General features: G+C 48.1%; 22 protein-coding genes. 9 read left to right on the plus strand and 13 right to left on the minus strand.

Going from position 1 to position 21,259, the window contains the following annotated elements:
- From M0R33_RS14155 to amrB, 11 genes are all read right to left on the minus strand, one after another.
- Positions 1-118, minus strand: a 118-nt coding sequence (locus M0R33_RS14155; RefSeq protein WP_292570683.1) for an NAD(P)-binding domain-containing protein, incomplete at its 3' end; no start/stop codon positions are given.
- A gap of 65 nt (positions 119-183) precedes the next feature.
- Positions 184-330 carry a hypothetical protein gene (locus M0R33_RS14160; RefSeq protein ID WP_292570405.1) on the minus strand — a complete coding sequence of 49 codons (147 nt, stop codon included), beginning with the start codon at positions 328-330 and terminating at the stop codon, positions 184-186.
- A gap of 5 nt (positions 331-335) precedes the next feature.
- Positions 336-911, minus strand: a complete 576-nt coding sequence (locus M0R33_RS14165; protein ID WP_292570409.1) for a cytochrome b — start codon at positions 909-911, stop codon at positions 336-338.
- Between the two features lie 145 nt (positions 912-1,056).
- Positions 1,057-1,572, minus strand: a complete 516-nt coding sequence (locus tag M0R33_RS14170; RefSeq protein ID WP_292570412.1) for a rod shape-determining protein — start codon at positions 1,570-1,572, stop codon at positions 1,057-1,059.
- Between the two features lie 59 nt (positions 1,573-1,631).
- Positions 1,632-2,261 carry a bifunctional 4-hydroxy-2-oxoglutarate aldolase/2-dehydro-3-deoxy-phosphogluconate aldolase gene (locus tag M0R33_RS14175; RefSeq protein ID WP_292570416.1) on the minus strand — a complete coding sequence of 210 codons (630 nt, stop codon included), beginning with the start codon at positions 2,259-2,261 and terminating at the stop codon, positions 1,632-1,634.
- 137 nt (positions 2,262-2,398) lie between these two features.
- The gene (gene edd, locus M0R33_RS14180; protein ID WP_292570419.1) at positions 2,399-4,219 is read right to left on the minus strand and encodes a phosphogluconate dehydratase; all 1,821 of its coding nucleotides are present in this window, start codon (positions 4,217-4,219) and stop codon (positions 2,399-2,401) included.
- 48 nt (positions 4,220-4,267) lie between these two features.
- A complete protein-coding gene (locus tag M0R33_RS14185) occupies positions 4,268-5,638 on the minus strand; it encodes an OpgC domain-containing protein (protein WP_292570421.1) in 1,371 nt (456 codons plus the stop codon).
- 129 nt (positions 5,639-5,767) lie between these two features.
- Positions 5,768-6,478, minus strand: coding sequence for a 6-phosphogluconolactonase (gene pgl / locus M0R33_RS14190; protein ID WP_292570423.1), 711 nt, complete (start codon positions 6,476-6,478; stop codon positions 5,768-5,770).
- A 32-nt stretch (positions 6,479-6,510) separates the two neighbouring features.
- Positions 6,511-7,980, minus strand: coding sequence for a glucose-6-phosphate dehydrogenase (gene zwf, locus M0R33_RS14195; RefSeq protein ID WP_292570426.1), 1,470 nt, complete (start codon positions 7,978-7,980; stop codon positions 6,511-6,513).
- A gap of 161 nt (positions 7,981-8,141) precedes the next feature.
- Positions 8,142-8,699, minus strand: coding sequence for an AmmeMemoRadiSam system protein A (gene amrA / locus M0R33_RS14200; protein ID WP_292570429.1), 558 nt, complete (start codon positions 8,697-8,699; stop codon positions 8,142-8,144).
- Positions 8,686-9,465 carry an AmmeMemoRadiSam system protein B gene (gene amrB, locus M0R33_RS14205; protein ID WP_292570431.1) on the minus strand — a complete coding sequence of 260 codons (780 nt, stop codon included), beginning with the start codon at positions 9,463-9,465 and terminating at the stop codon, positions 8,686-8,688. Before amrB ends, amrA begins: the two co-directional genes overlap by 14 nt.
- Before the next feature lie 229 nt (positions 9,466-9,694).
- Between amrB and amrS the strand changes: the two genes are divergently transcribed.
- Positions 9,695-10,780: an AmmeMemoRadiSam system radical SAM enzyme gene (gene amrS, locus M0R33_RS14210; protein ID WP_292570433.1), complete on the plus strand. Its 1,086-nt coding sequence runs from the start codon at positions 9,695-9,697 to the stop codon at positions 10,778-10,780.
- A gap of 375 nt (positions 10,781-11,155) precedes the next feature.
- Here the strand turns inward: amrS and M0R33_RS14215 are convergent, their stop codons facing one another.
- Together M0R33_RS14215 and M0R33_RS14220 are read right to left on the minus strand one after the other, a co-directional pair.
- Entirely contained in the window at positions 11,156-11,317 is a 162-nt protein-coding gene (locus M0R33_RS14215) for a hypothetical protein (RefSeq protein ID WP_292570435.1), read from the minus strand.
- Positions 11,318-11,411: 94 nt separating this feature from the next.
- Complete coding sequence (locus M0R33_RS14220; protein ID WP_292570437.1) at positions 11,412-11,708, minus strand: hypothetical protein; 297 nt, start codon at positions 11,706-11,708, stop codon at positions 11,412-11,414.
- Between the two features lie 25 nt (positions 11,709-11,733).
- Here M0R33_RS14220 and M0R33_RS14225 point away from each other — a divergent pair, with 25 nt between their 5' ends.
- From M0R33_RS14225 to M0R33_RS14260, 8 genes are all read left to right on the plus strand, one after another.
- Positions 11,734-12,081 carry a hypothetical protein gene (locus M0R33_RS14225; protein ID WP_292570439.1) on the plus strand — a complete coding sequence of 116 codons (348 nt, stop codon included), beginning with the start codon at positions 11,734-11,736 and terminating at the stop codon, positions 12,079-12,081.
- 134 nt (positions 12,082-12,215) lie between these two features.
- Positions 12,216-12,821, plus strand: coding sequence for a 5'-deoxynucleotidase (gene yfbR / locus M0R33_RS14230; protein WP_292570441.1), 606 nt, complete (start codon positions 12,216-12,218; stop codon positions 12,819-12,821).
- Positions 12,822-12,958: 137 nt separating this feature from the next.
- Entirely contained in the window at positions 12,959-13,297 is a 339-nt protein-coding gene (locus tag M0R33_RS14235; RefSeq protein ID WP_292570443.1) for a glycine zipper 2TM domain-containing protein, read from the plus strand.
- A gap of 313 nt (positions 13,298-13,610) precedes the next feature.
- Positions 13,611-16,046, plus strand: a complete 2,436-nt coding sequence (locus tag M0R33_RS14240; RefSeq protein WP_292570445.1) for a mechanosensitive ion channel domain-containing protein — start codon at positions 13,611-13,613, stop codon at positions 16,044-16,046.
- A 473-nt stretch (positions 16,047-16,519) separates the two neighbouring features.
- The gene (locus M0R33_RS14245; RefSeq protein ID WP_292570448.1) at positions 16,520-16,906 is read left to right on the plus strand and encodes a hypothetical protein; all 387 of its coding nucleotides are present in this window, start codon (positions 16,520-16,522) and stop codon (positions 16,904-16,906) included.
- 116 nt (positions 16,907-17,022) lie between these two features.
- Positions 17,023-17,436 (plus strand): hypothetical protein, encoded by a 414-nt coding sequence (locus M0R33_RS14250; RefSeq protein WP_292570450.1) that lies wholly within the window; start codon positions 17,023-17,025, stop codon positions 17,434-17,436.
- A gap of 939 nt (positions 17,437-18,375) precedes the next feature.
- The gene (locus tag M0R33_RS14255; protein WP_292570452.1) at positions 18,376-19,299 is read left to right on the plus strand and encodes a PhnD/SsuA/transferrin family substrate-binding protein; all 924 of its coding nucleotides are present in this window, start codon (positions 18,376-18,378) and stop codon (positions 19,297-19,299) included.
- Positions 19,300-19,652: 353 nt separating this feature from the next.
- Positions 19,653-21,242 (plus strand): ATP-binding protein, encoded by a 1,590-nt coding sequence (locus M0R33_RS14260; RefSeq protein WP_292570455.1) that lies wholly within the window; start codon positions 19,653-19,655, stop codon positions 21,240-21,242.
- Positions 21,243-21,259: the final 17 nt, after the last annotated feature.

The raw sequence follows: 21,259 nt of genomic DNA on the forward strand, positions 1-21,259 counted from the left end.
CGTCGACTTTGCTGGTGGTGCGGTTGTAGACCGCCACTTTGAAACCGTGATCGTTCATGTTCAATACCAGGTTTTGACCCATCACGGCCAGACCGATTAAACCAATATTTGCTTTCATGTTTGCCTGCTTTGTCGGTTGTTTGTGCCGGAAATTTTACCACGAGTACCCGCGATTCCGTTCTGCTACATCCAGGTTTTGGCGTTGATAACATGATGTGGCTTGCGCATCAGCGTCAATTTGGCGTGCGAACCTAGCTTGCTAGCCCCGTATTCGGTTGTGAATGATAATGCCGAGCCCGCCAATAATTTGAATTCGTTTCCGGAAGTCATGGTTGCTAATTTTGTTTAAGCTTTAAACGAATGGCTAATGTCGCTGGTAGCATGTTGAGCAAACTGTTATCACGCTGGATAAAGTGGTGATACAGCGCCGCCAGAACATGTAAGCCGATCAGGTAATAGCCGATTTCGCCGAGCGTTTCGTGAATTTCTTTGATGAATTTAGCTAGCTCTTTATCTTCATTGATTAATGCCGGTAGCTGTAAGCCGTAAAAAGGAATTGGCTTGCCGGCCGCGCTCAGCATCAGCCAACCGAGTAGGGGCATTACGACCATAAACGCATAGAGTGCCAGATGCGTCATTCGTGCTGCCGAGTGTTGCCAGGCTGGCGGTTCAGGCGTGATTGCAGGGACAGAACCCATAAAGCGCATTGCAATGCGCGGTAAAACCAGTAGCAATACCGATAAACCCAGCATGAAATGTAGGACTTTCATGGTTTCCCGCGGATCGCTGTCCTTGGGGAAAACTTCCCGCAGCAGGATGAAGCTGTAGGCGGCGGCAATCAAAATGAATATCAGCCAGTGCAGGGCGATGCTTATCGAGCCGTAGCGGAGATTTGAGTTCTTCCAGGTCATTGTTCGAGTCTCCATCTTAGGTTAAAGCGGATGTACAGGTTAGAAACGAAGGGGTTAATGTTTCACGACTAATATAACCTTATTCTATATCAGGGAAAAGGAAAGTCCGGTTAATGTCCGGGTTTGGATAGAATTAGGTTTGCGTTCAGGTATCGCTTGGCGCTTGCCATGGAAAAAGCAATTGCCCCTCTAAACATGAAAAATTTAATGCAATCAGTTCTTCCCGCGTTAATTCCGCACCCACCCAACCATACACGCGTCTGGCACCCGCCGACGCGCCGAGTTCGGCAAATGCGCGGGTTTCGATAGCTGTTAAACCGCCTTCCAACAACGCTTGTGGGTGCATGATGATAATGGGCGAAGTAACCAACCAGGATTTTGGCAGGGCTTGCTTTACCAAATACCGCAAGGCTCTATCGGCATAGCTAAAGTCGGCGAGTAAGGTGCGGGGATGCCGGAAGCCATTGCGGACGGAAATATCAGTTTTGCCGGTCAGCGCAATAGCGGCTTGGCCGACAGCAACAATGTTGGATTGTTTGCCTTTCATTTCGACCGCCGGGGCGGGGATATCGATTAATTCGCGGTCCGATTCAACATGTAAAATAGCGATTCGTTCCGGTTGGATGCGGATATACAAGGTATTTCGAAATAGCGTAAACATAGGCTGTTTAGCTGCTGGGCGAAAACGGTGGACAGCACAGGGCTATCCACCCATAGTGCTTATTTTTTCAAGGCTGCCGCTTCCATCGCCCGGCGGGTGATTTCCGCCCAATCGCCGGCATCGACTAAATCCGCCGGCGCCATCCAAGAGCCGCCCACGCAAGCCACGTTGCTCAAGGCCAGATAATCCGGTGCATTTTTCGGATTGACGCCACCGGTAGGGCAGAAGGTGACTTGTGGTAGTGGGCCGCCGAACGATTTCAGCATGGGGATGCCGCCGGCCGCTTCCGCCGGGAAGAATTTCATCGCTGTAATACCTTTTTCCAACAGGCGCATCACTTCACTGGAAGTGGCGACACCGGGCAGTATCGGCACGCCGCAGGTCAGGGAAGCATCCAGCAGACTGGCGGTGATGCCGGGGCTGACAATAAATTGGGCGCCGGCATCTATGGCTTGATGCAGTGTTTGGGTATTAATGATGGTGCCGGCGCCGACGATGGCGTTGGGAACTTCCGCTTTGATACGGCGGATGCATTCCAGCGCTACCGGCGTACGCAAGGTGATTTCCAAGACTTTCAGGCCGCCGTCGACCAAGGCGCGGGCCAGCGGTACGGCTTGTTCGATTTGGTTGATCACCATTACCGGCATTACCGGCGAGGTGGTCATTACTTGATTGATTGATACGGTCATGTCTAAATCTCGATAACGGTGGTTGGGTTTACCCATAGGGCACAGCATAGCGTAACCCAACGAAGATGGCTTTGAGAGATGGATTAGGTCGCGCTACGCTGTCGCCTGTTAAAAATCCATCGTTGTTGTTATTGTAATTAATCCACGAAAAACAAATTGGTGGCGCCGGTTTCCGCGCTCGACGCCTGCGCGCGCATGGCGCCGAACAATTCGCGGCCCATACCGAAGTGGTGGCCGGTAGCATGGTTGGGTTCCGCGACGCGAGCCTCGAATTCTGCGGGATCGACTTGCACATTCACTTCGCCGGTCTGAGTATTCAAGGCAATGATATCGCCGTCGCGTACTTTGGCCAGCGGGCCGCCGTCTATGCATTCCGGCCACATGTGGATGGCGGACGGCACTTTGCCGGAGGCGCCGGACATGCGGCCGTCGGTGATCAATGCCACGTGAAAGCCTCTGTCCTGCAACAAACCTAAAATGGGCGTCAACTTATGTAATTCCGGCATTCCGTTGGCTTTTGGGCCCTGGAAGCGCAACACGACGATGAGGTCTTTTTCCAGCTCGCCGCGTTTGAAGGCCGCCACTACCTCCAGCTGGTCGTCGAACACCATGGCAGGCGCGGTTACGACTTGATGCTTCTCGGCTACCGCGGAGATTTTGGATACGCCGCGGCCCAGGTTGCCGTGCATCACATGCAGACCGCCGCCGGTGGCGAATGGTTGGTCGGCGCTGGCGATCACCTCGGGGTCCAATGAAGCGCTTGGACCTTCCTGCCATTGCAATTGCCCATCGATTAATGTCGGAACTTGGCTGTACTGCGACATGCCGTGTTGATCGCCGATAGTCAGCACATCGCCATGCAATAAACCATGCTCTAATAATTCGCGAATCAGCAAGCTCATGCCGCCGGCGGATTGGAACTGGTTGACGTCGGCCGGGCCGTTCGGGTAAATCTTGGTCAGCAATGGAATGGATTTGGATAAATTATCGAAGTCGTCCCAGTTGATGATGATGCCGGCCGCGCGGGCAATCGCAACCAAATGGATGGTGTGATTGGTTGAACCGCCGGTGGCCAGTAAGCCGATGATGGCGTTGACGATGGCTTTTTCGTCGACCACATGCGCAATCGGTCTAAAGTCGTTACCCTGCGCGGTGAATTTCAACACTTGTTTGGCGGCGGCTTTGGTCAACTCGTCGCGCAGCGGCGTATATGGGTTGACGAAGGAACTGCCGGGCAGGTGCAGGCCCATGATTTCCACCATCATCTGGTTGCTGTTGGCGGTGCCGTAAAACGTACAGGTGCCGGGGCTGTGGTAGGATTTAGATTCGGATTCCAGCAGTTCTTTTTCGCCGATCTTGCCGTCGGCGAACTTTTGCCGGGCACGGGATTTGTCCTTGTTGGACAGGCCGCTGGTCATGGGGCCGGCCGGTACGAAAACGGCGGGCAAATGACCGAAACTCAAGGCGCCGATCAATAAGCCTGGAACGATTTTGTCGCAAACCCCCAAAAACAAGGCGGCATCGAACATGTTATGGCTCAAGCCGATAGCGGCGGACATGGCGATGACGTCGCGGCTGAACAATGACATTTCCATGCCCGGCATGCCCTGCGTGACGCCGTCGCACATGGCGGGTACACCGCCGGCGAATTGGGCCACGCCACCGACTTCGCGCACGGCCTGTTTAATTAGCTCGGGATAATGCTGGTAAGGTTCGTGGGCCGACAGCATGTCGTTATAGGCCGAAACGATGCCGACGTTGGCTTTTACCGCATGCGAGAGTGCATCCTTTTCCACGGACGAGCAGACGGCAAAGCCGTGGGCCAGATTGCCGCAAGGCAGGTTGGTACGTTGCGGACCAGAGGTTATGGCGGCATCGACGCGAGCTAAATAAGCAGCGCGGCTTTCCCTGCTGCGTTCAATAATTTGTTGTGTGACGGTTTCTATTACAGGATGCATTTAAAGCTGTCTCCAGAAATTCGCAAAAGCGGGACAAAATGAAAGGTGTCAGAGAGTTTCGGGTAATTCAATGGCCGTTTCCAGGGGGGTGAAGGTCACTTGTTCGGCATTCAAAAGATCGGCGCTGACCGCTAAATCTTCTAATCCTCCAATCGCTAAATCCGGTTCGGCGACAAGTGGTGCGGCAGCCATACTCAAATCCGGGGATGGTGATTGCAGGAGTTGCAGCGGGGCGAGGGTTAATATCAGCAACGAGAAAACTATTATGGCTTGCTTTGACCAGTCCTGGTTGATGGCGGGCTGGGCGAGGTTTTTCCAAGGTTTTTGGTCCAACCAGTTCAGTAGTCTTGCACTCAATACCATCAAGCCTAAACCGGCCAGATTAACCCAGAGACTATCGATAAAATCGGCATGAGAGCCTTCCAATAATACCCCACCCAAAAACGACAGGCAGATGCCGAGGATAAATATGGGTAACGATTGCCGACCCAAGGCAATGACTTCGCGCGCCGGCTTGGATTCTAACCAATGAGCGTGTTTGCGCATAAAATGGCTTAACAGGTAGGTCATGGCCAGAAAGTGCAGGTAACGTAAAACACCCAGATGGTTTTTATTCAACAGAGGCTCCCATTGTTCACGAACAGCTGCAAACCAGGGTAGACGGTTGTATCCGAATGCGTTTTCCAGCGGATAGCAAAAAATCACATACGCCATACATAGCATCATTAGGCTATGCCGATATGGGGGGATCGGTAACCAGCCACTGCTAAAAGCAAAACCGGTAAAAAAAACCAATTGCCAGCAGAAAGGATTGAAATACCAGACACGGCCGGTAGAGGGGTCGGCGGTAAGTTCCCAGCCGAAATAGAGAGCCGCGACATAAAGCGATACTGAAAATCCCAGGGCCAGAATCACATGAATACGCGATAACGCCCATACCATCGGTAGCCAGAGCAAAATAACCAGATACATCGGCAAGATGTCTATGAAATTAGGCACGTATTTGAGGCTGGCCAGTGCTAGGAGTGCCTGTGGGGTGTGGTCGAAGAAGTATTTTAGTTTATCGAGGTGCCAGGTGGCATGCGTGGCATCCCAGGATGTCACGATGACCACCAAGGTGCTCATTAATAAAAACGAGACCAGATGCGCGAGGTAAATTTGACTACAGCGGAATAAAACCCTTATGGAACCCAGTGCGATTCCTGCTTGCTTAAAGGTGCGTCCAAACGCGATGGCGGCGGCAAACCCCGATAAAAACACGAATGTTTCGGCGGCATCACTGGGTCCCAGGCGCGAGGGTGTGTAAGCAAACCACGGGTTAAAAGGCATGTGGTTGATGAAAATGATCATCAAAGCCAGCCCTCGAAAGAAATCCAACTGTAAATTACGGGGCGATGGGGTCAACATGTCGGATTTCATAGGGGGCATCCCGTTAGAAAAAGTGGGCAGGATAATACTAATGGCTTAAACGGCGCTGAAGTGTATCCAAAATCACCCGCGGCGGCCAACTCAATTTTGGTTTTCCGGAGGCCGGTTGATCGTTTCCGTTCAAGGCGCCCAATACAGTTCGATTGGTACTTGCTGCTGATGCAGTAGTGCGCGAATCGGCATGTCTTCCACCGGGCCGGGTTTTTGTGCTTCGCCGAACACAGCCAGTTTGTCTTCCCCGGTAAACAAAATGACTATCCGGTCGGCCTTTAACAAACCGGTCAAAGTCAGTGTCAGGCGTTCGGTATTGGGGCCGGTCACTTCACTTTGGTTGGCGGTAATCGCCGCGGTCAGGTTGTCGTTATCGCTTTTGAGGGCGCCGCTCAAGCCTTTGGCGCGCGGAAACAGCGAGGCGGTATGGCCGTCCGGGCCCATACCCACAATTGCCAGGCTAAATGGTTGGGGTAATTTGCGGTAGCGGGTTTCCGTGTCGCTTTGGCCTGCCGAGGCTGTTTTGGCCGTGTTTTTCATGCCGGTAAACTCGGCGGCCTTGGCGTTGTTAATCAATAGAGTGCGCTTGATCAGTGCTTCATTACTGGCAGGATGGTCCTGATCGACCCAGCGTTCGTCGACCAGGGCAATTTTGATTTTTTTCCAGTTTAGTTCGGATTTTGACAATGCCTCATACAACGGCGCGGGGGTATTGCCGCCCGAAACCAATAGCGTAGCGGCGCCGTGTTTGCTAATGGCTTCTGATAGCACGTCCTGACACTCTGCAACCAATGCGGTAAACAGGTGAGTATGCTGTTCAAAAAAGAATTCTTTAACCATGATCGTTATTCTCTCAATAAGGATGGTAGTTGTTATTCTTCCCAGGCACGCCCATCGCGGGCCAGTAATGCAACTGCTGCCACAGGGCCCCAGTTACCCGCCGGGTAGGGTTTGGGTGGGGTATGGTTGTGTTGCCAGGCATCCTGGATGGAATCCACCCAGGTCCAGGCTTGTTCGATTTCCTCTCGACTTAAAAATAAAGTGTTGTTGCCGCGAAGGGCTTCCAGAATCAGTTTTTCATAACCACCGAAGATACGGCTTTTCTTAAAAGCTTCGGAAAAACTCAAATCCAGCTTGGTTTGTTGTAATTTAATCAGGCCGTCAATACCCGGAATCTTATTTAGTACCATCACATCAACGCCTTCATTGGGCTGTAAATGAATGACCAGCTTGTTGGCCGGCAATTCAGGAAAACTATCTCTAAAAATATTGTGCGGCAGATTTTTAAAGTTGACGACGATCTCGGTGCGTTTGTTTGGCATGCGTTTGCCGGTGCGCATGTAAATGGGTACACCTGACCAACGCCAGTTATCGATATCCACCCGAATAGCCACAAAGCTTTCGGTCGTGCTTTCGGTGTTGGCGCCTTCTTCTTCCAAATAACCGGGTACCGGTTGGCCCTGAATATAGCCGGAGGTATATTGGCCGCGTACGGTTTTTTCTTCGACATTCAGATAAGTAATCGGGCGCAGCGCTTTAAGCAGCTTGATTTTCTCCATGTGTATGCTTTCAGCGGACAGGTTGGTCGGCGGCTCCATGGTGACGAAAGTCAGAATCTGCAGCAAATGATTTTGCAGCATATCGCGCAATTGGCCGGTTTTATCGAAATAATCCCAGCGGCCTTCAATGCCAATATCTTCGCCAACGGTAATTTGGATGTGGTCGATGGTGTTATGGTTCCAGCAGGTGTAGAACAATGAATTGGCGAAACGCAAGGCCAACAGATTTAATACGGTTTCTTTGCCCAGGTAATGGTCGATCCGATACACCTGATTTTCATGGAAAACCTGCGCCACGACATCGTTAATTTCCGCAGACGATTTCAGGTCGTGGCCGATGGGTTTCTCCATCACTATGCGCGATTCGGCAGTCAGCACGCCACTGCTGTGCAGGCCGTGGCAAATGCTTTTGAACAGTAATGGCGATACCGCAAAGTAATTCACCATGACGTGATTTTCAGGGTCAACCACTTTGTTCAGTTGTTTGTATTGTTCGGGCTGAGTCAGGTCGATTTTCAAGTAAGACAAGCGTTGGGCAAAACGTTGCCAGATGCTGTCGTTGATATCGGTGTTCAAAAACGCCTGCAAACTCTTATGCGCTATTTCCACGAAGCTGTCGCTGGTTTCGTCCAGGCGATCGACCCCGATGATGCGGGTATCCGCTTTGATGAGGTGGTGTTTTTCCAAACGATATAACGAAATCAGTAGTTTTCGTTTGGATAAGTCGCCCAGCGCGCCATATATCACTAGGTCGCAGGGTTTGAAATTCGGGTTTTCTGTCATGTCGATAGTTACGAAGCAAAAATATTGGCCCCCGGTAGAACGGCGATTACAAGGGCTATAGGGGTAAAAATTCCGCTATTATAGTGTCCGCAGTGCTTGACAAACAAGGCGCTGTCGCTGCTTTCGGCATTATTTTCAATTTAGTACGGCTCGTGCGCTGATCAGGAAAACATTTCCGTACGGTAACGAGATATTTTCAGGGTATCGGACCAGTAGTCGGCTGGCAGGCCGGCTTTTTGTTTGAGGTGGCGTAAGAACTGCGCCGGATCGGGCAATTGTTCCCAAACGGAAGGTAAAAAGGTACCGCGCCGGTAACCTTCCTGCAGAATCAAGCCATCGATGCCGGGTTGCAATTGGGCGATGAGGTGCTGTTCTGAAACGAAATGGATTGCTTCGGCGGGATGTAAAATGGAAATGTGCACATCAAGATCGGCATATTCGTGTTCAGTCAGCGGCGGAAAGCGCGGGTCGCGAAAGGCGGCTGCAAAGGCGTTTTCGGCAATATCTTCGACTAAGGGTCTGATGGCTTCCAGCATGCCGATGCAGCCGCGTAATTGCCCGCCGTGTTCCAATGTGACAAAGCTGGCCCGCTTTAGCGCTAACGCCGGGTCGTATTGATGCAAATCTATTTGCAGCGGATGACCAGACTTTAACCCCTCTTGAATGGAGGCTCTGGCCAGTTTCAGTAGCTCCACTTTTTGCGAATCATTCAACGACATAAGCGCCGTAACCCACTACACGGTATTTGTCGCCGGCGGTATCGCCGGAGTTTCTAAGATCTATGGTTTTAATATGCAGCGATTTTTCCCGTAGCAGTTTTAGCAGGCCACTGACAGGCACCCTGCCGCAAGCTGCAGCGGACGATATCGCTTGATAATCGAGCGTTTCGATCAGCTCGCTGGTATGCCTGTCGAGCTTTTGAGAAGTGGTGTAATCGTGATAATGGCTTAAATCCGAGCTGATGACGATTAAGGTTTCGTCGCCGCCCCAGAGTATGTCCAACACCTGGCTGACTTGGTGCGGGCTGGCATCACCGGCCACAATCGGCACCAGTTTGAAGTCGGTCAGGGTTTGTTGCAAGAAAGGCAGGTGCACCTCCAGGCTATGCTCCAGGGCATGGGCCTGCTCCAGATAACCCACGAATGGCAGCTGTTGTAATTGCTGGATGGCGGACTGATCGATAGCCACGCTGCCTAGCGGGGTGCTAAAGGTATCGGCGGCGCTGACAGCCAGGCCTTGAAAGGCTACCCGGTGCGAAGGTCCTATCAATACCACCCTGCTGATACTGTCGCGGGCGGGTTTTAAGCGTGCATAGGCGCTGGCGGCAATCGGGCCGGAATAAATATAGCCGGCATGAGGCACAACGATGGCTTTGGGGGCATGCCCGTCACTGGCTGCGTGGTCTAAAAAACCGTTCAGCATATCGCTTAAGGTTGCGGCGTCGTTTGGATAAAAACTGCCGGCCACGGCGGGTGCTCTATTCATGACCTCTACCTCCTAAGAAATACCGGTGCATTTTTATGTGCTGTTTAAGGTCCGATATGTTACAACAAACTATCCCGGTAAACGGGAAAATTCTTCCGAATTTTAACGGCGGATCAATTATTTACGCTGATTGATTTTTATGATTATTGGCTCGGAAATCCCGGCGTTGCCGATAGGTTAAGGGAATAAGCCATCTGTAGCCGCCTCGCAAATCCGGCAGGAGGTCTGTATGACCCGTTTTATTGCTCATGATACTGTAACCACCAAGTATTGGCATTTGCTTGAAGATGGCCGGGTGCAATGCGATGTGTGCCCGCGATTTTGCAAATTGCACGAAGGCCAACGAGGTTTGTGTTTCGTAAGGCAAAACCTGGGTAGTCAAATTGTGATGACCAGTTATGGCCGTTCCAGTGGCTTTGCCATCGATCCGATCGAGAAAAAACCCCTGAATCACTTCTTGCCAGGCTCGGCAATTTTTTCCTTCGGCACTGCGGGCTGTAATCTGGCTTGCAAATTCTGTCAAAACTGGGATATCAGTAAATCCCGGGAAATGGACACTTTAATGAGTCGCGCGGAGCCGGATATAATCGCCAAAACAGCGCTGGAGCAAGGCTGCAGCAGTGTGGCGTATACCTATAATGATCCGGTAATCTTTCATGAATATGCCATCGATACCGCTCAGGCCTGCCGGGAATTGGGGTTGAAGTCGGTGGCGGTTAGTGCCGGCTATGTTTGCCCTGAGCCACGCGCCGAGTTTTATCAGTGGATGGATGCCGCCAATATCGATTTGAAAGCCTTTAGTGAAGATTTTTACTACAAAATTACCGGTGGTCATCTGCAGCCGGTTCTGGAAACGTTACAATATTTAAAACATGAAACGCAGGTTTGGTTCGAGCTGACCACGCTGATCATTCCTGGCGAAAACGATTCGGATGCCGAGCTGGAGGCCATGACGCAATGGGTGGTGGAAAATCTGGGCTCCGAAGTGCCGATACATTTCAGCGCATTTCATCCGGATTGGAAAATGACCGACAAACCATGCACGCCGGTTTCTTCATTGCTGCGGGCTAGGTCTATCGCCATCAAAAATGGCGTGCGTTACGCCTATGTGGGCAATGTACACGACAAGCAAGCCGAAAGCACCTATTGTCATGCATGCGGCGAATTATTGATCGGCCGGGATTGGTATGTGTTGTCCGATTGGAATCTGGATGGTGAAGGCAGTTGCCGGTTTTGCGGCGTAAAATGTTCCGGACTGTTCGCATCGCAACCCGGCGCTTGGAGGGCCAAACGCCGTCCAGTGCGGATGGACTGAGTCCGGCTAAAAGCAGGTGCGGGTCGTCGTCAAAAGTAACCGGCGTTTGATGCGGCCGCAGGGGGTGGAAATTAGCCGGTGGAGTTTGGCGGGATTACGAAAATAATCTTGCCGTACTAATATACAGTTCTGTTATAAGGTAGAGGAAACTTATCAAACAACCAGGATAAACCATGATTTCAACGGCTATTTATATTTTGACCATGACTTTTGCAGCTTATGTTATTTACAGCGTTCGTGGTAAATAACGAATATTGACGATGTGTGCCATAAGGGTGCACAAAAAAAGCCCGTATTATGCAAGATAATGCGGGCTGTGGAGTGGGCAGAGCTTTAGGTACTGCGGGGTAAACAACGAGGGTCGTGCAAAACCGGTCAAACTTCGATACCGTGGCTTAAATTCAGGTTACTGGAAAGAGAAGCCGCGCCAAACAATACGGTAGACAAGACAAACTCCCCTGACATGAAACCAAATATACCGCTAGTAAATAATATGCCGGTGAAGATATCTCTAAAGAAATTGTTTCTGAGTTTCATGGTTGAGTCCTTGCCTGATTGGCAGTCAAAATTTGAAGTCGACTTAACTATAATCCTAATCAAATAATTTACAATGCATCCATTAATGCATTGTTTATTTCTTTATTTGAAATAAAGTCGGCTGAACATAATTCGAAATTTTTGGTCTCTGCTCGTTATTATTCGCTATGAAAATATTCTGGTTATTGTTTGTGTTACTGGGGGCGAAGCTCGCATGCGCCGATGAGGTTTTTAGATTGGCTTTACCTGAGTGCGAGGCCCGGATTGAGCGGCGATCTACAGAGCCCGGTCTGTTGATGGTTAGAAGTGACTGCGATTTATCAATGGTTTCTTTAAGTAAGCTGTTGCAGAAAGGGTTGGCTGTTTTTTTAGCGAAAAATTCATCGCCCATCAGCTCCGTCAGTTTGGGGCGATTGATGAACTACCCGCAATGGTCGCGGGCTTTAGCTAGAGCGGCCGCGAATTCATCGGGTTGGGATCGACGGCGCGGTCGACCGGTCAAACCGTATCGACATGAAAATCAGATAGTCACGGCGCTGCTAAATCAATCGGCGTATTCGGACGATCTGCAGGCGGTTTTTTTGCGTTTTGGTTTTAAGTCTTGCGTGGCCGGGGTGGAAAAAGTCCTGGTATTTAAAGCCGAAACCATTTTCCCCGTGGGTTCGCTGACACCGCCCAAACTAGCAGCTAACAACTTGCTCCCCGGTGATGCGCAAGTCTGGCTAACGCTGTATCCTTTACCGGCTGATTGCCGACATCATTGAGATGCAAATGGCGTGTGCGGTCAATAGTGCGCCGCGCCGCCGGCGCCGTCCCGGCTTTACATTTTAATGGCGGCTTGGACTAGCGTTAAACGCGTTCAAGTCTTGTTTAAACAGTTTACGGATGGTTAAATTTTATGCCTCATACTAGCGTTAAAAGCAGTTTTTACGCCTATTTATCCCGGCTGAGATGGATCAAACGCTGGGGTTTAAAGCGCAATGCCTTAGATGAAAATGTCATGGAACATAGTTGGGAAGTGGCAGTGATAGCACATACCCTGGCCTTGATCAAGAACCGCTATTTCGATGGCCAGGTCGATGCCAATGCCATTGCAACGGCGGCTTTGTATCATGACATTACCGAGGTCATCACCGGCGATTTACCCACGCCGATCAAATATCACTCTCCGGCTATTATGCATGCCTATAAAAGTATCGAGCATCAGGCTGAAGTCGAATTGCTGAAACTGTTGCCGGATGCGCTACAAGCGGATTTTGAACCCTTGATTCAGCACGAGCAATTACCAGCGGTAAACCGGCAGATCATTAAAGCGGCCGATAAAATTTCCGCTTATCTGAAATGCCAGGCGGAATTAAAAGCCGGCAATACCGAGTTTGAGATAGCCGCGGAACAGTTAGCTAAAAACATCCGCGATTTACAACAACCGGAAGTGGTGTTTTTTATGCAGGCTTTTGTGCCAAGCTGTGGCTTGACTCTCGATGGTTTAATGCAAACCAATTGACCTATCAATAAGCCGCCGATCCGGGGGTTTTAGACCGGCGGATTTAATGTTTTTTTAATCTGTTGTTAATTAGTTATTAAGCATTGTTCATTTAGAATCTGTCCCATCTTAATTTTTCTAGCTGGGAGAGAATCGTAATGTTCAAATTGGGGAAGATCCTGATCGCAAGTTTGTTGTTTCCATCGCTTGCTTTGGCCGATGGTCACGGACATGGTCATCATAAGCACCACGGGCATCACGGCCATGATCGTTACGTGGAAGTCGAGCGGGTTTATTATCCCGAACGGGTCGTGCAATATGTGCCCGCGCCGCTACCCGCGCCACGCTACCAAAGTTACGATCAACGCAGTACCAGCGGTTTGGTGGGTGGAGCGCTGGGCAGCGCCGTGGGTTACGAAATGAGTAAAGGCGACCCATTGGGGGCCGGGATCGGCGCGGCCGCGGGTGCCTGGATGGGCAATGGCATGAATCGATAAACCTTTATCCGCCGACCCTGTGCCTGACAGCAAGCAGCATGGGGTTGGTAGGATGTTTTTTCCACCACTTACCAGGTTGGGTTTTCTGTTCATACGCATATACGAAATCGTTTCTACTGCCTAGAAGAGGCCGTCCATTCAGCTCCAACTCACCGCGCCCCCCCGTTTTTTGCCTGTCGAAATGTAACGTGATTTCGAACTACTTACTTGGTTTTGTCTGGGTTCATAAGTCACGGGCCTGTCTGCCTTTTTGTCAGTAAAACATCATTTGATGTTAGCCTATCCCTTCGTTCGACAAAACGCAGGAGACAACATGCAATACGTTTTAATGCGGGTTTTTCAGCATACTTCATGGTTCTACTGTTTGAGCTTGTTTTTTCTTTTGAGCGCCCAATATGCTCAGGCTCAAACCTCGAATAGCCAGCCAGAAAGTAGCGAGGCAAATCCAATCAGTATTGAGGCGGAGCAAACAAACACAGTAAAAGCGGCACGCGACCGACTGGCGGAACAAATCCGCAATCTTCAAGTAGAACTTACATCGCCTTTAAAAAGGCAAACAGCCGAACGCTTATTGCCTGTGTTAACGCAACTAAACGAAATCTATCGGCTCCAAACCGTCGCTTTGAAAAACAAAGAAATTTTGGCGGCGGAAGAAAAGCAGTACCAAGAGGATATTTCAGAATTAAACGTTTCCGGCAACACAGAATCCACTTCGTTTTTGGAACTCGTGCGCACGCATGAGGAACTCAGTGGCTTGGCAAATCGCAAATTGGTGCTTAAAGCCAAACTCGGCCAAAGTCAGACGTTACTCGCACAGGCCAAAAATGACCTTCAGGATAAACGAGCCCCAACTGATGGTGTTACTAGTGCCGATTCCGATACTTCCGACTTGCAGTCGCCGTTGACATTAAACAATGCGCAATTAGTCCTGGCCCAACAAACCTTACGCTTGCGAGAAATCCAGGAAACTAACGCCAAGATAGCGCTGCAAGCCTATGCCCAGCAGGAACAATGGCTCGTTAAGCGGATAAAATTGTTGGAGCGGCACGCGGTGTTTACCGAGGCCGAACTCAATAATCAATTACAGAGTATCGAGAAAGACCGTTTCAACCTCGAACGCCGATTGTTAAAAGCCCGGCAGCAACAGAACGCGGCGGCCAATAGTCTAGTGGATGCGCAACGTCGACTATTTAACGCTTCGCCCGATCACCACGACATGTTGACTTATGAAGTGGAAGCAAAACGTCTGGCCGATGAAGCTATTAAAGTCCAAATCGAGCTACTTCAACAGCGCATTCGAGGATTGGAAAATCGGAAAACCGCTTGGCAACAAGGCTATGTGGTGTTCAACAATTTAGAGAAAGCCTCCAATTGGTTGAAATGGAAAAAACAGGCAACGGAACGACTAGATGGTTTGGAGCAAGATGAACATTTAATTTCATTGTGGCTGGATGATTGGCAGAAGCAATTGGTCACTCTGGACAATGCTTTGACGGATAAAAACGGCGCTGGAGTCGTCCGCTGGATCAAGCAACAGCACCAATCCGTCTCGGATATTATTGCGACTTATCAAGAACAAAAAATATTCTTGGAAAACAGTCGCCGCCTACAGCAAAAACTGATCGATCTAATCATTAACAAAACCAATCACAGAAATTGGCGGGAATGGCTGCAATTGGCCTGGGATTATGAACTTTACGACAATCGTCTTGGCTATTGGGCGACTGCGGCCGGATTGGCTATCGGCCTGTTTTCTCTTTTGTTATTCACCCGTAATTACTTGGTAAAAAGCCTGCAGAAACACGCTGAAGCGGGCGATTCGCCGATTGCCGCTCACTTTTTTGCCAGCGTACGCCGTACCACAACCTTTTTCCTCCTTATGATCTCCGTATTTGTGTCGGTATTTTGGCTATCGCTGAATCCTGACTCGCATGCAAATCTGAAACACTTGACAATGGTGGCCTTGATATTCCAGGTCGCAGTCTGGATGAATTATTTTTTTAAAACCTGGATGCAAAGCTACCTCGGTGCCAAGGCTCGCCGTGATGCCACCAGTAAAAGCGCCTTATCGATTTTCAACTTCATCAGCCAAGGCGTCGTGTGGTCCATAGCGTTCATGCTAATGCTACAAAACTTAGGTATAGACGTTACCGCGCTGGCAACTGGCTTAGGTATTGGCGGTGTTGCCGTAGCGTTAGCGTTGCAACGCATTTTGGGCGACTTGTTCGCCTCGCTGTCGATCGTGTTGGACAAACCTTTTTTAGCCGGTGACTTTGTTATTTTCGACCAAATACTTGGTAGCGTCGAAAACATTGGCATTAAAACCACGCGGATTCGCAGTCTGGATGGAGAGCAAATTATTTGCGCCAACAGTGATCTACTCAATACGCGCATACGTAATTTTCAGCGTATGCGTGAACGAAGGGTCGTGTTTCAAATTGGTGTGGTCTATGAAACTCTCGCCGAACAATTAGCGCAAATTCCGTTGATGTTGCAAGACATTATTACAGCGCAGGAACAAGTGCGGTTTGACCGTGCGCACTTTAAAGCTTACGGCGACTTCGCCTTGACCTTCGAAGTGGTCTATTATGTCTGCAGCCCCGACTACAACCTGTACATGGACATTCAGCAGGCAATCAATCTGGCGATCTTTCAGCGCTTCCAGGCTCAAGGTATCGGCTTTGCCTATCCAACCCAGTCTATATATCTGCATTCAACAGCGTCGCCCCAGGCCGAAGTAACTGCCTAAGTGCAGCATCGTACATTAGCCGCAATTGATGTGATCCGCCAGAAAGGGCCGCATATTGAAGAATTGAATTTCTTCGCGTCTTTTCCAGATGCCAATCGATTTCACTTAGCGTGGTATAGAACAGTCCAAAATAATCGCTAACACTTTTAAACTATAACCAACCATGGGTATACGTAATCTACTCGTTTTTGGTTTCGAACTTCTCGGCGCCAAAGGCTAATGGCTGGGAGGGATAGACGTGCGCTGGCCCAGCTTCATTACGAAAAAGTGAAAGCCAATATGTATAAAAGCTGAATTAAGGGGGGATATCATTCGGTTGCTTTGGAAAATTGTTAAGCAGGTGGTAAGCGATAACCTATACCGTCCTACTTGACACTGATATTAATGGGAAACCAAGCATTCTAAGTTGCAATTTTCCCCGCTTCCTGTATCGGTTGGCTGATTTACTTAAGAGGTATTCGGGAGTTGTTAAAATGAAAACAAAGGTTTTATTCTGGCTGTTGGCAGGCATGCTGTTGGTAAGTGGTTCTGCCGTTCATGCCGGCCCTTATCACCACGGCGGTCATTGGAGAGGCGGCTTCCACGGCTACCATAGTTACCCTCGCTTTGGCTTTTATTTGGGATTGCCGCTATATCCGCGCTCTTATTATGCATATCCTTATTATCCCTATTATCCGCCTGCGATTGTGCCCGTGCCATCCAGTCCGCCTGTGTATATAGAAAGGCCGGCGCCGCAAGCGATGCAACAGCAATTTCAAACCGGTTATTGGTATTACTGTAACAATCCGGAAGGCTATTATCCTTATGTTACGGATTGTCCAGCCGGTTGGCGTCAGGTTGATCCCATCCCGCAACGTTAAGGAGCTCGGTTATGAGTCGCGGAATATTATTTGTTGGGTGTGGATTGCTTGGCCTGTTAACGGGGTGCGCGCAGATGCCCACCGGTCCTAGTGTAATGGTGTTGCCAGGATCAAGTATGTCGTTTGAACAATTTCAGCAGGATGATTATGCCTGCCGACAGTATGCCTCTGCTAGTGTTGGCGGCAGCCCCAATCAAGCTGCCGCCGATAGCCAGATTGGCAGCGCCGTGGCGGGTGCCGCGGTGGGCGCCGCTGCCGGGGCGGCTTTGGGCGGAGGCGGCGGTGCGGCGATAGGTGCCGGAACCGGGCTGGTTGCCGGCAGTATGGTCGGTGTGGGTGAGAGTCGTGGAGCTGCTTATGCCACTCAGGAGGGTTACGATAATGCCTATATTCAATGCATGTACAGCAAAGGCCATCGCGTACCGGTGACCGGTCGGTTTAGTGATGCATATCAATCGCCGCGGACAAGATCTGCCACGCCTATTCCACCCCCACCTCCGGGTACGCCACCGCCGCCGCCATTGAGGTAATCTGGTAATTATTGCCTTTATGAGAGGTAGAGGGCCGCATTCATCGCGGTAAAGTTGTTGCCGCGTATCGGGTTGCTTCGGCAACCGGCGGACCGCTGTTCTACTTGATATTCAAGAAATTATTCGATGTAGGCCTCTGATAGACGTCCGGGAAGGTTAGCATTTTGGTAAACTAACCGGGTTTCGATTGGCGCAGCTAGGATATTGGCAGCCTTTGGCTGGCCATGGTATGTACAGATAATTCCAAAGGCTTGCATCTAAACGGCGATGATGGGCATGACCGCAAAAGGAAGGTCGCAGGTTAATTGTTGAGCACGGAGCAGCTATCGTTGATTTGGTCAGAAAAATGGCGACCCCAGGGAAGAGAATATAGTTGTTGTCGGAAGACATCAGTGAAACATCGCGTATCGATAGACGATCAGGCTGGTTTTTTGGGGGGGCGAGCAGCTCATCGTTGCGATCTGATGGACGCTAAAATGCGCTTCCTTAAATTATTGAGTGAGTGTGTCATGGCTTGTCTGTATTGCAGATTCGCGCCGCGAGGTTAGAACCATTTACCCGATTGCATAGGTCTGTGGAGAGGTTACCGCACCCTAACACTGCTGTGTTGAGTGGGGCATTATTGATGTGGCTAATGAATTAAGCAGTAAAGCCCTGTTACGTAACAAGAAACTGTCTACAAGTGTGACTTAATCTCAAAATTGCAGAATTTATCGGCCGCCTGCTAGAGTTAGACGAGTGGCTCGCCTAAAAATTACACATCTAATTGTGACGGAACAATGTTCCAAAACGAGCTGGCGTATCTTCTACAAAGCGGGTGCGAAATGTATTGATGGCACGTGAGAGTAAAAGTTATGCAGTTAACTCCAATATTCAAGGAATGCAGGCGTGCTTGCATCTGAACGCTTATATCGATCAACCTCAATTGGTACCTGATAAATGAATGCAAAGGCGATAATGAAAGCTGCTTTGCTCGTTTACTGCGTGTTCGGTGTGATGCTGAGCTGCGCTCAGGATGTGCCGCTTCGGAAAGAAGGGCGGTTGAATATGGGGTACTATTTTTATTCTATTAATGAAACCGTCAACAGAGCCGATGTGGAAGTGACTTTAAATTTTTGGGCCAAGGACTTGTTTGAAATGGAAGGCAAAAAACATAATTTTACAATAACCTCATCGAAAGCCACGTTGTATGAAGATATCCTGGCAATGAAACATGACTTCATAAATGGTGAGTTAGATATGATAATCGCCCCACCAATGCTGATTGCCAAATACTTTAAGCGGTCTAGTTTGATGGATGGATTCATGGGGGTTTTGGAGGACAAAAAATCCGAATACTTATATTTAATTGTTAATGCTGATAAGAACATTAATAGCATTAGAAACTTATCAGGTAAGCGGTTGGTAATACAAGCGCATGATGAAACGGCTGAAATATTTTTGGATAGATTAGTCTTGAAAGAGTTTAAAAAAAGTTATAAAGAAATAAATTTAACCCTGCAGAATCAAAAAAAATCCAATCGGATAGTGTTAGACGTGTTTTTTAAAAATGCCGATGCAGCAGTGGTTTATGGGAGTGCTTACGACACCATGGTTGAGCTAAATCCTCAAATAAAAAATAAGGTAAAAATATTGGCTAATTATCCGTTGAAAAGTAAAAATTTTAGTTATTTTAGACGTGATTACCCGTTAATAAAAGAATTAAATAAAGCTGCCATAACATTTGAAAATACACCGAGAGGCAAGCAAATTCTTGAGATTTTTAAGACGCCTAATATTGATTATTGTAAAGTTAACGATCTAGATGTTTTTGATCATCTCTATAAAGACTATCTCGATTTAAAAGAACAGGCCGGTAAGTGAAAAATAAACCTTGCCGGTTGCTTGGCAATAGTTTAATTTATACATACATGCAAGTAGCCTCTAATATATATATCTTGAAAGTAAGGCGTCGGAGTTAAAGGGTTTTAGCAATCTATGATGGATGCCCTTTGGGTGGTGTAATATGCTGAAAGATCAAATAAAACTATCTTCTTCTGCAATCAATCAGAGTCTGAAAGCGGTTCGACTTCTGTAAGGTATTAATAGCGGCATTGGTAGTATCATTCTCGGTTTGTAGTTATAAATAATAAAATATATCTTCAGCGATAAAATACTTTTTTTATTATATGATTAATAATTATGATTATAAGCGCATCCGAGCTATCTGATTAGTTATGTCTAATAAACCAAGACGTACAATTTTTTTACGGGTATTTTTGTTTTTTGCATTCTTGGTTATGGCAATAACGCTTTTCTTTGCATTTATGGTTATTCCCATGCAGAAAACCGCATTGCAACAAATCATGTATACGCAAGCCGAGACAGTCTCTAAATCTATTGTTCAAGCTACTTCGGATGCAATTATAAGCAAAGACTTCGGCTTTATTGTTGAGCACAATGTTGAGGTTTTAAAAAATAACGCTAGTATTCATTATATTTTGATATCGCCTAAGCAAGGCGAAAAAATATTTGTTAATCAAAAGAACTGGCATTTGTTAAGTTCGCTGGATACCAATGTCGGGTCCCTGGAGATTAATAAAATAGCTTATAAAATTACGGATTACGATCATATAAAAAATGTATATCATTTCGTCTATCCTATTCAATTTTCAGGCATAGACTGGGGTTGGTTGCATATTGGATTCTCGACTGCGGAATATGATAAATATACGCATGACATGTATTATCAAATAATTTATATAATTGGTGCATCCTTGGTTTTAATTTTAATTGTTGGTTACTTTTTCGCGCGTTGGATTTCCGGTCCTGTTTCCACAATTAGCCAGTTGGCGACTCAGGTTGCCGCAGGGGATTTAACCGTTAGGTCTACTATTAAACGTAATGATGAAATTGGGGTGCTTTCCGATAGCTTTAATCAAATGGTGGATTCTTTAATGGCTTCCAATCAATACCTTGAACATTACAATCAGGAGTTGGAAAGCGAAGTGACGAAAAGGACGCAAGAACTAGCCGATTTAAATATCGATTTGGATAAAAAGATTAAGGAAGAGGTTGCCAAAAGTAAGAGGCAGGAGGCATTGTTGATCCATCAATCGCGATCGGCAGCCATGGGCGAAATGATAGGTGCTATTGCTCATCAATGGCGGCAGCCTTTAAATGCCTTAGGCCTGGTTCAGCAAAATCTGCACTTAAGATATAAGTTGGGCAAGTTGGATGAGGCTTTCATGCTTTCGAGCATGGATAAATCCGATCGCTTGATTCAAAAAATGTCCACGACTATCGATGATTTTAGAAATTTTTTCAAGCCTAATAAGCAAGTTGAATCGTTTAATGTTAAGCATATTATTCAATCAACTACCGAGTTATTGGAAGCGCAATTAAAAAATAATGATATTAAGCTTATTATTAATTGCGATGAGGATTATATTATAGATGGGCTTGAGGGTGAGTTTTCTCAAGTTATTCTTAATTTAATTAATAATGCTAAAGATGTTTTAATCGAGAATAAGTCCGAGCAGCCCAGTATAGAAATATCGGTTCACAAAAAAAATGACCAGATTACCGTTGTAACGGTTAAGGATAATGCCGGCGGTATTCCAGACAGCATTTTTGACAAAATTTATGATCCCTATTTTACGACCAAGGAAGAAGGAAAGGGTACCGGTATCGGCTTATATATGTCGAAAATTATTATCGAGAATAATATGGGCGGGACCTTGCATGCTTTCAATGATGCTGATGGGGCCAATTTCGTGATTGAATTAAAAGATAAGCCTCTTGTTAAAGTCAAGCCAATTGCATGATTGAACTGATGCATTAT

This window comes from Methylomonas sp. (assembly GCF_023228165.1).
Taxonomy (GTDB): domain Bacteria; phylum Pseudomonadota; class Gammaproteobacteria; order Methylococcales; family Methylomonadaceae; genus Methylomonas.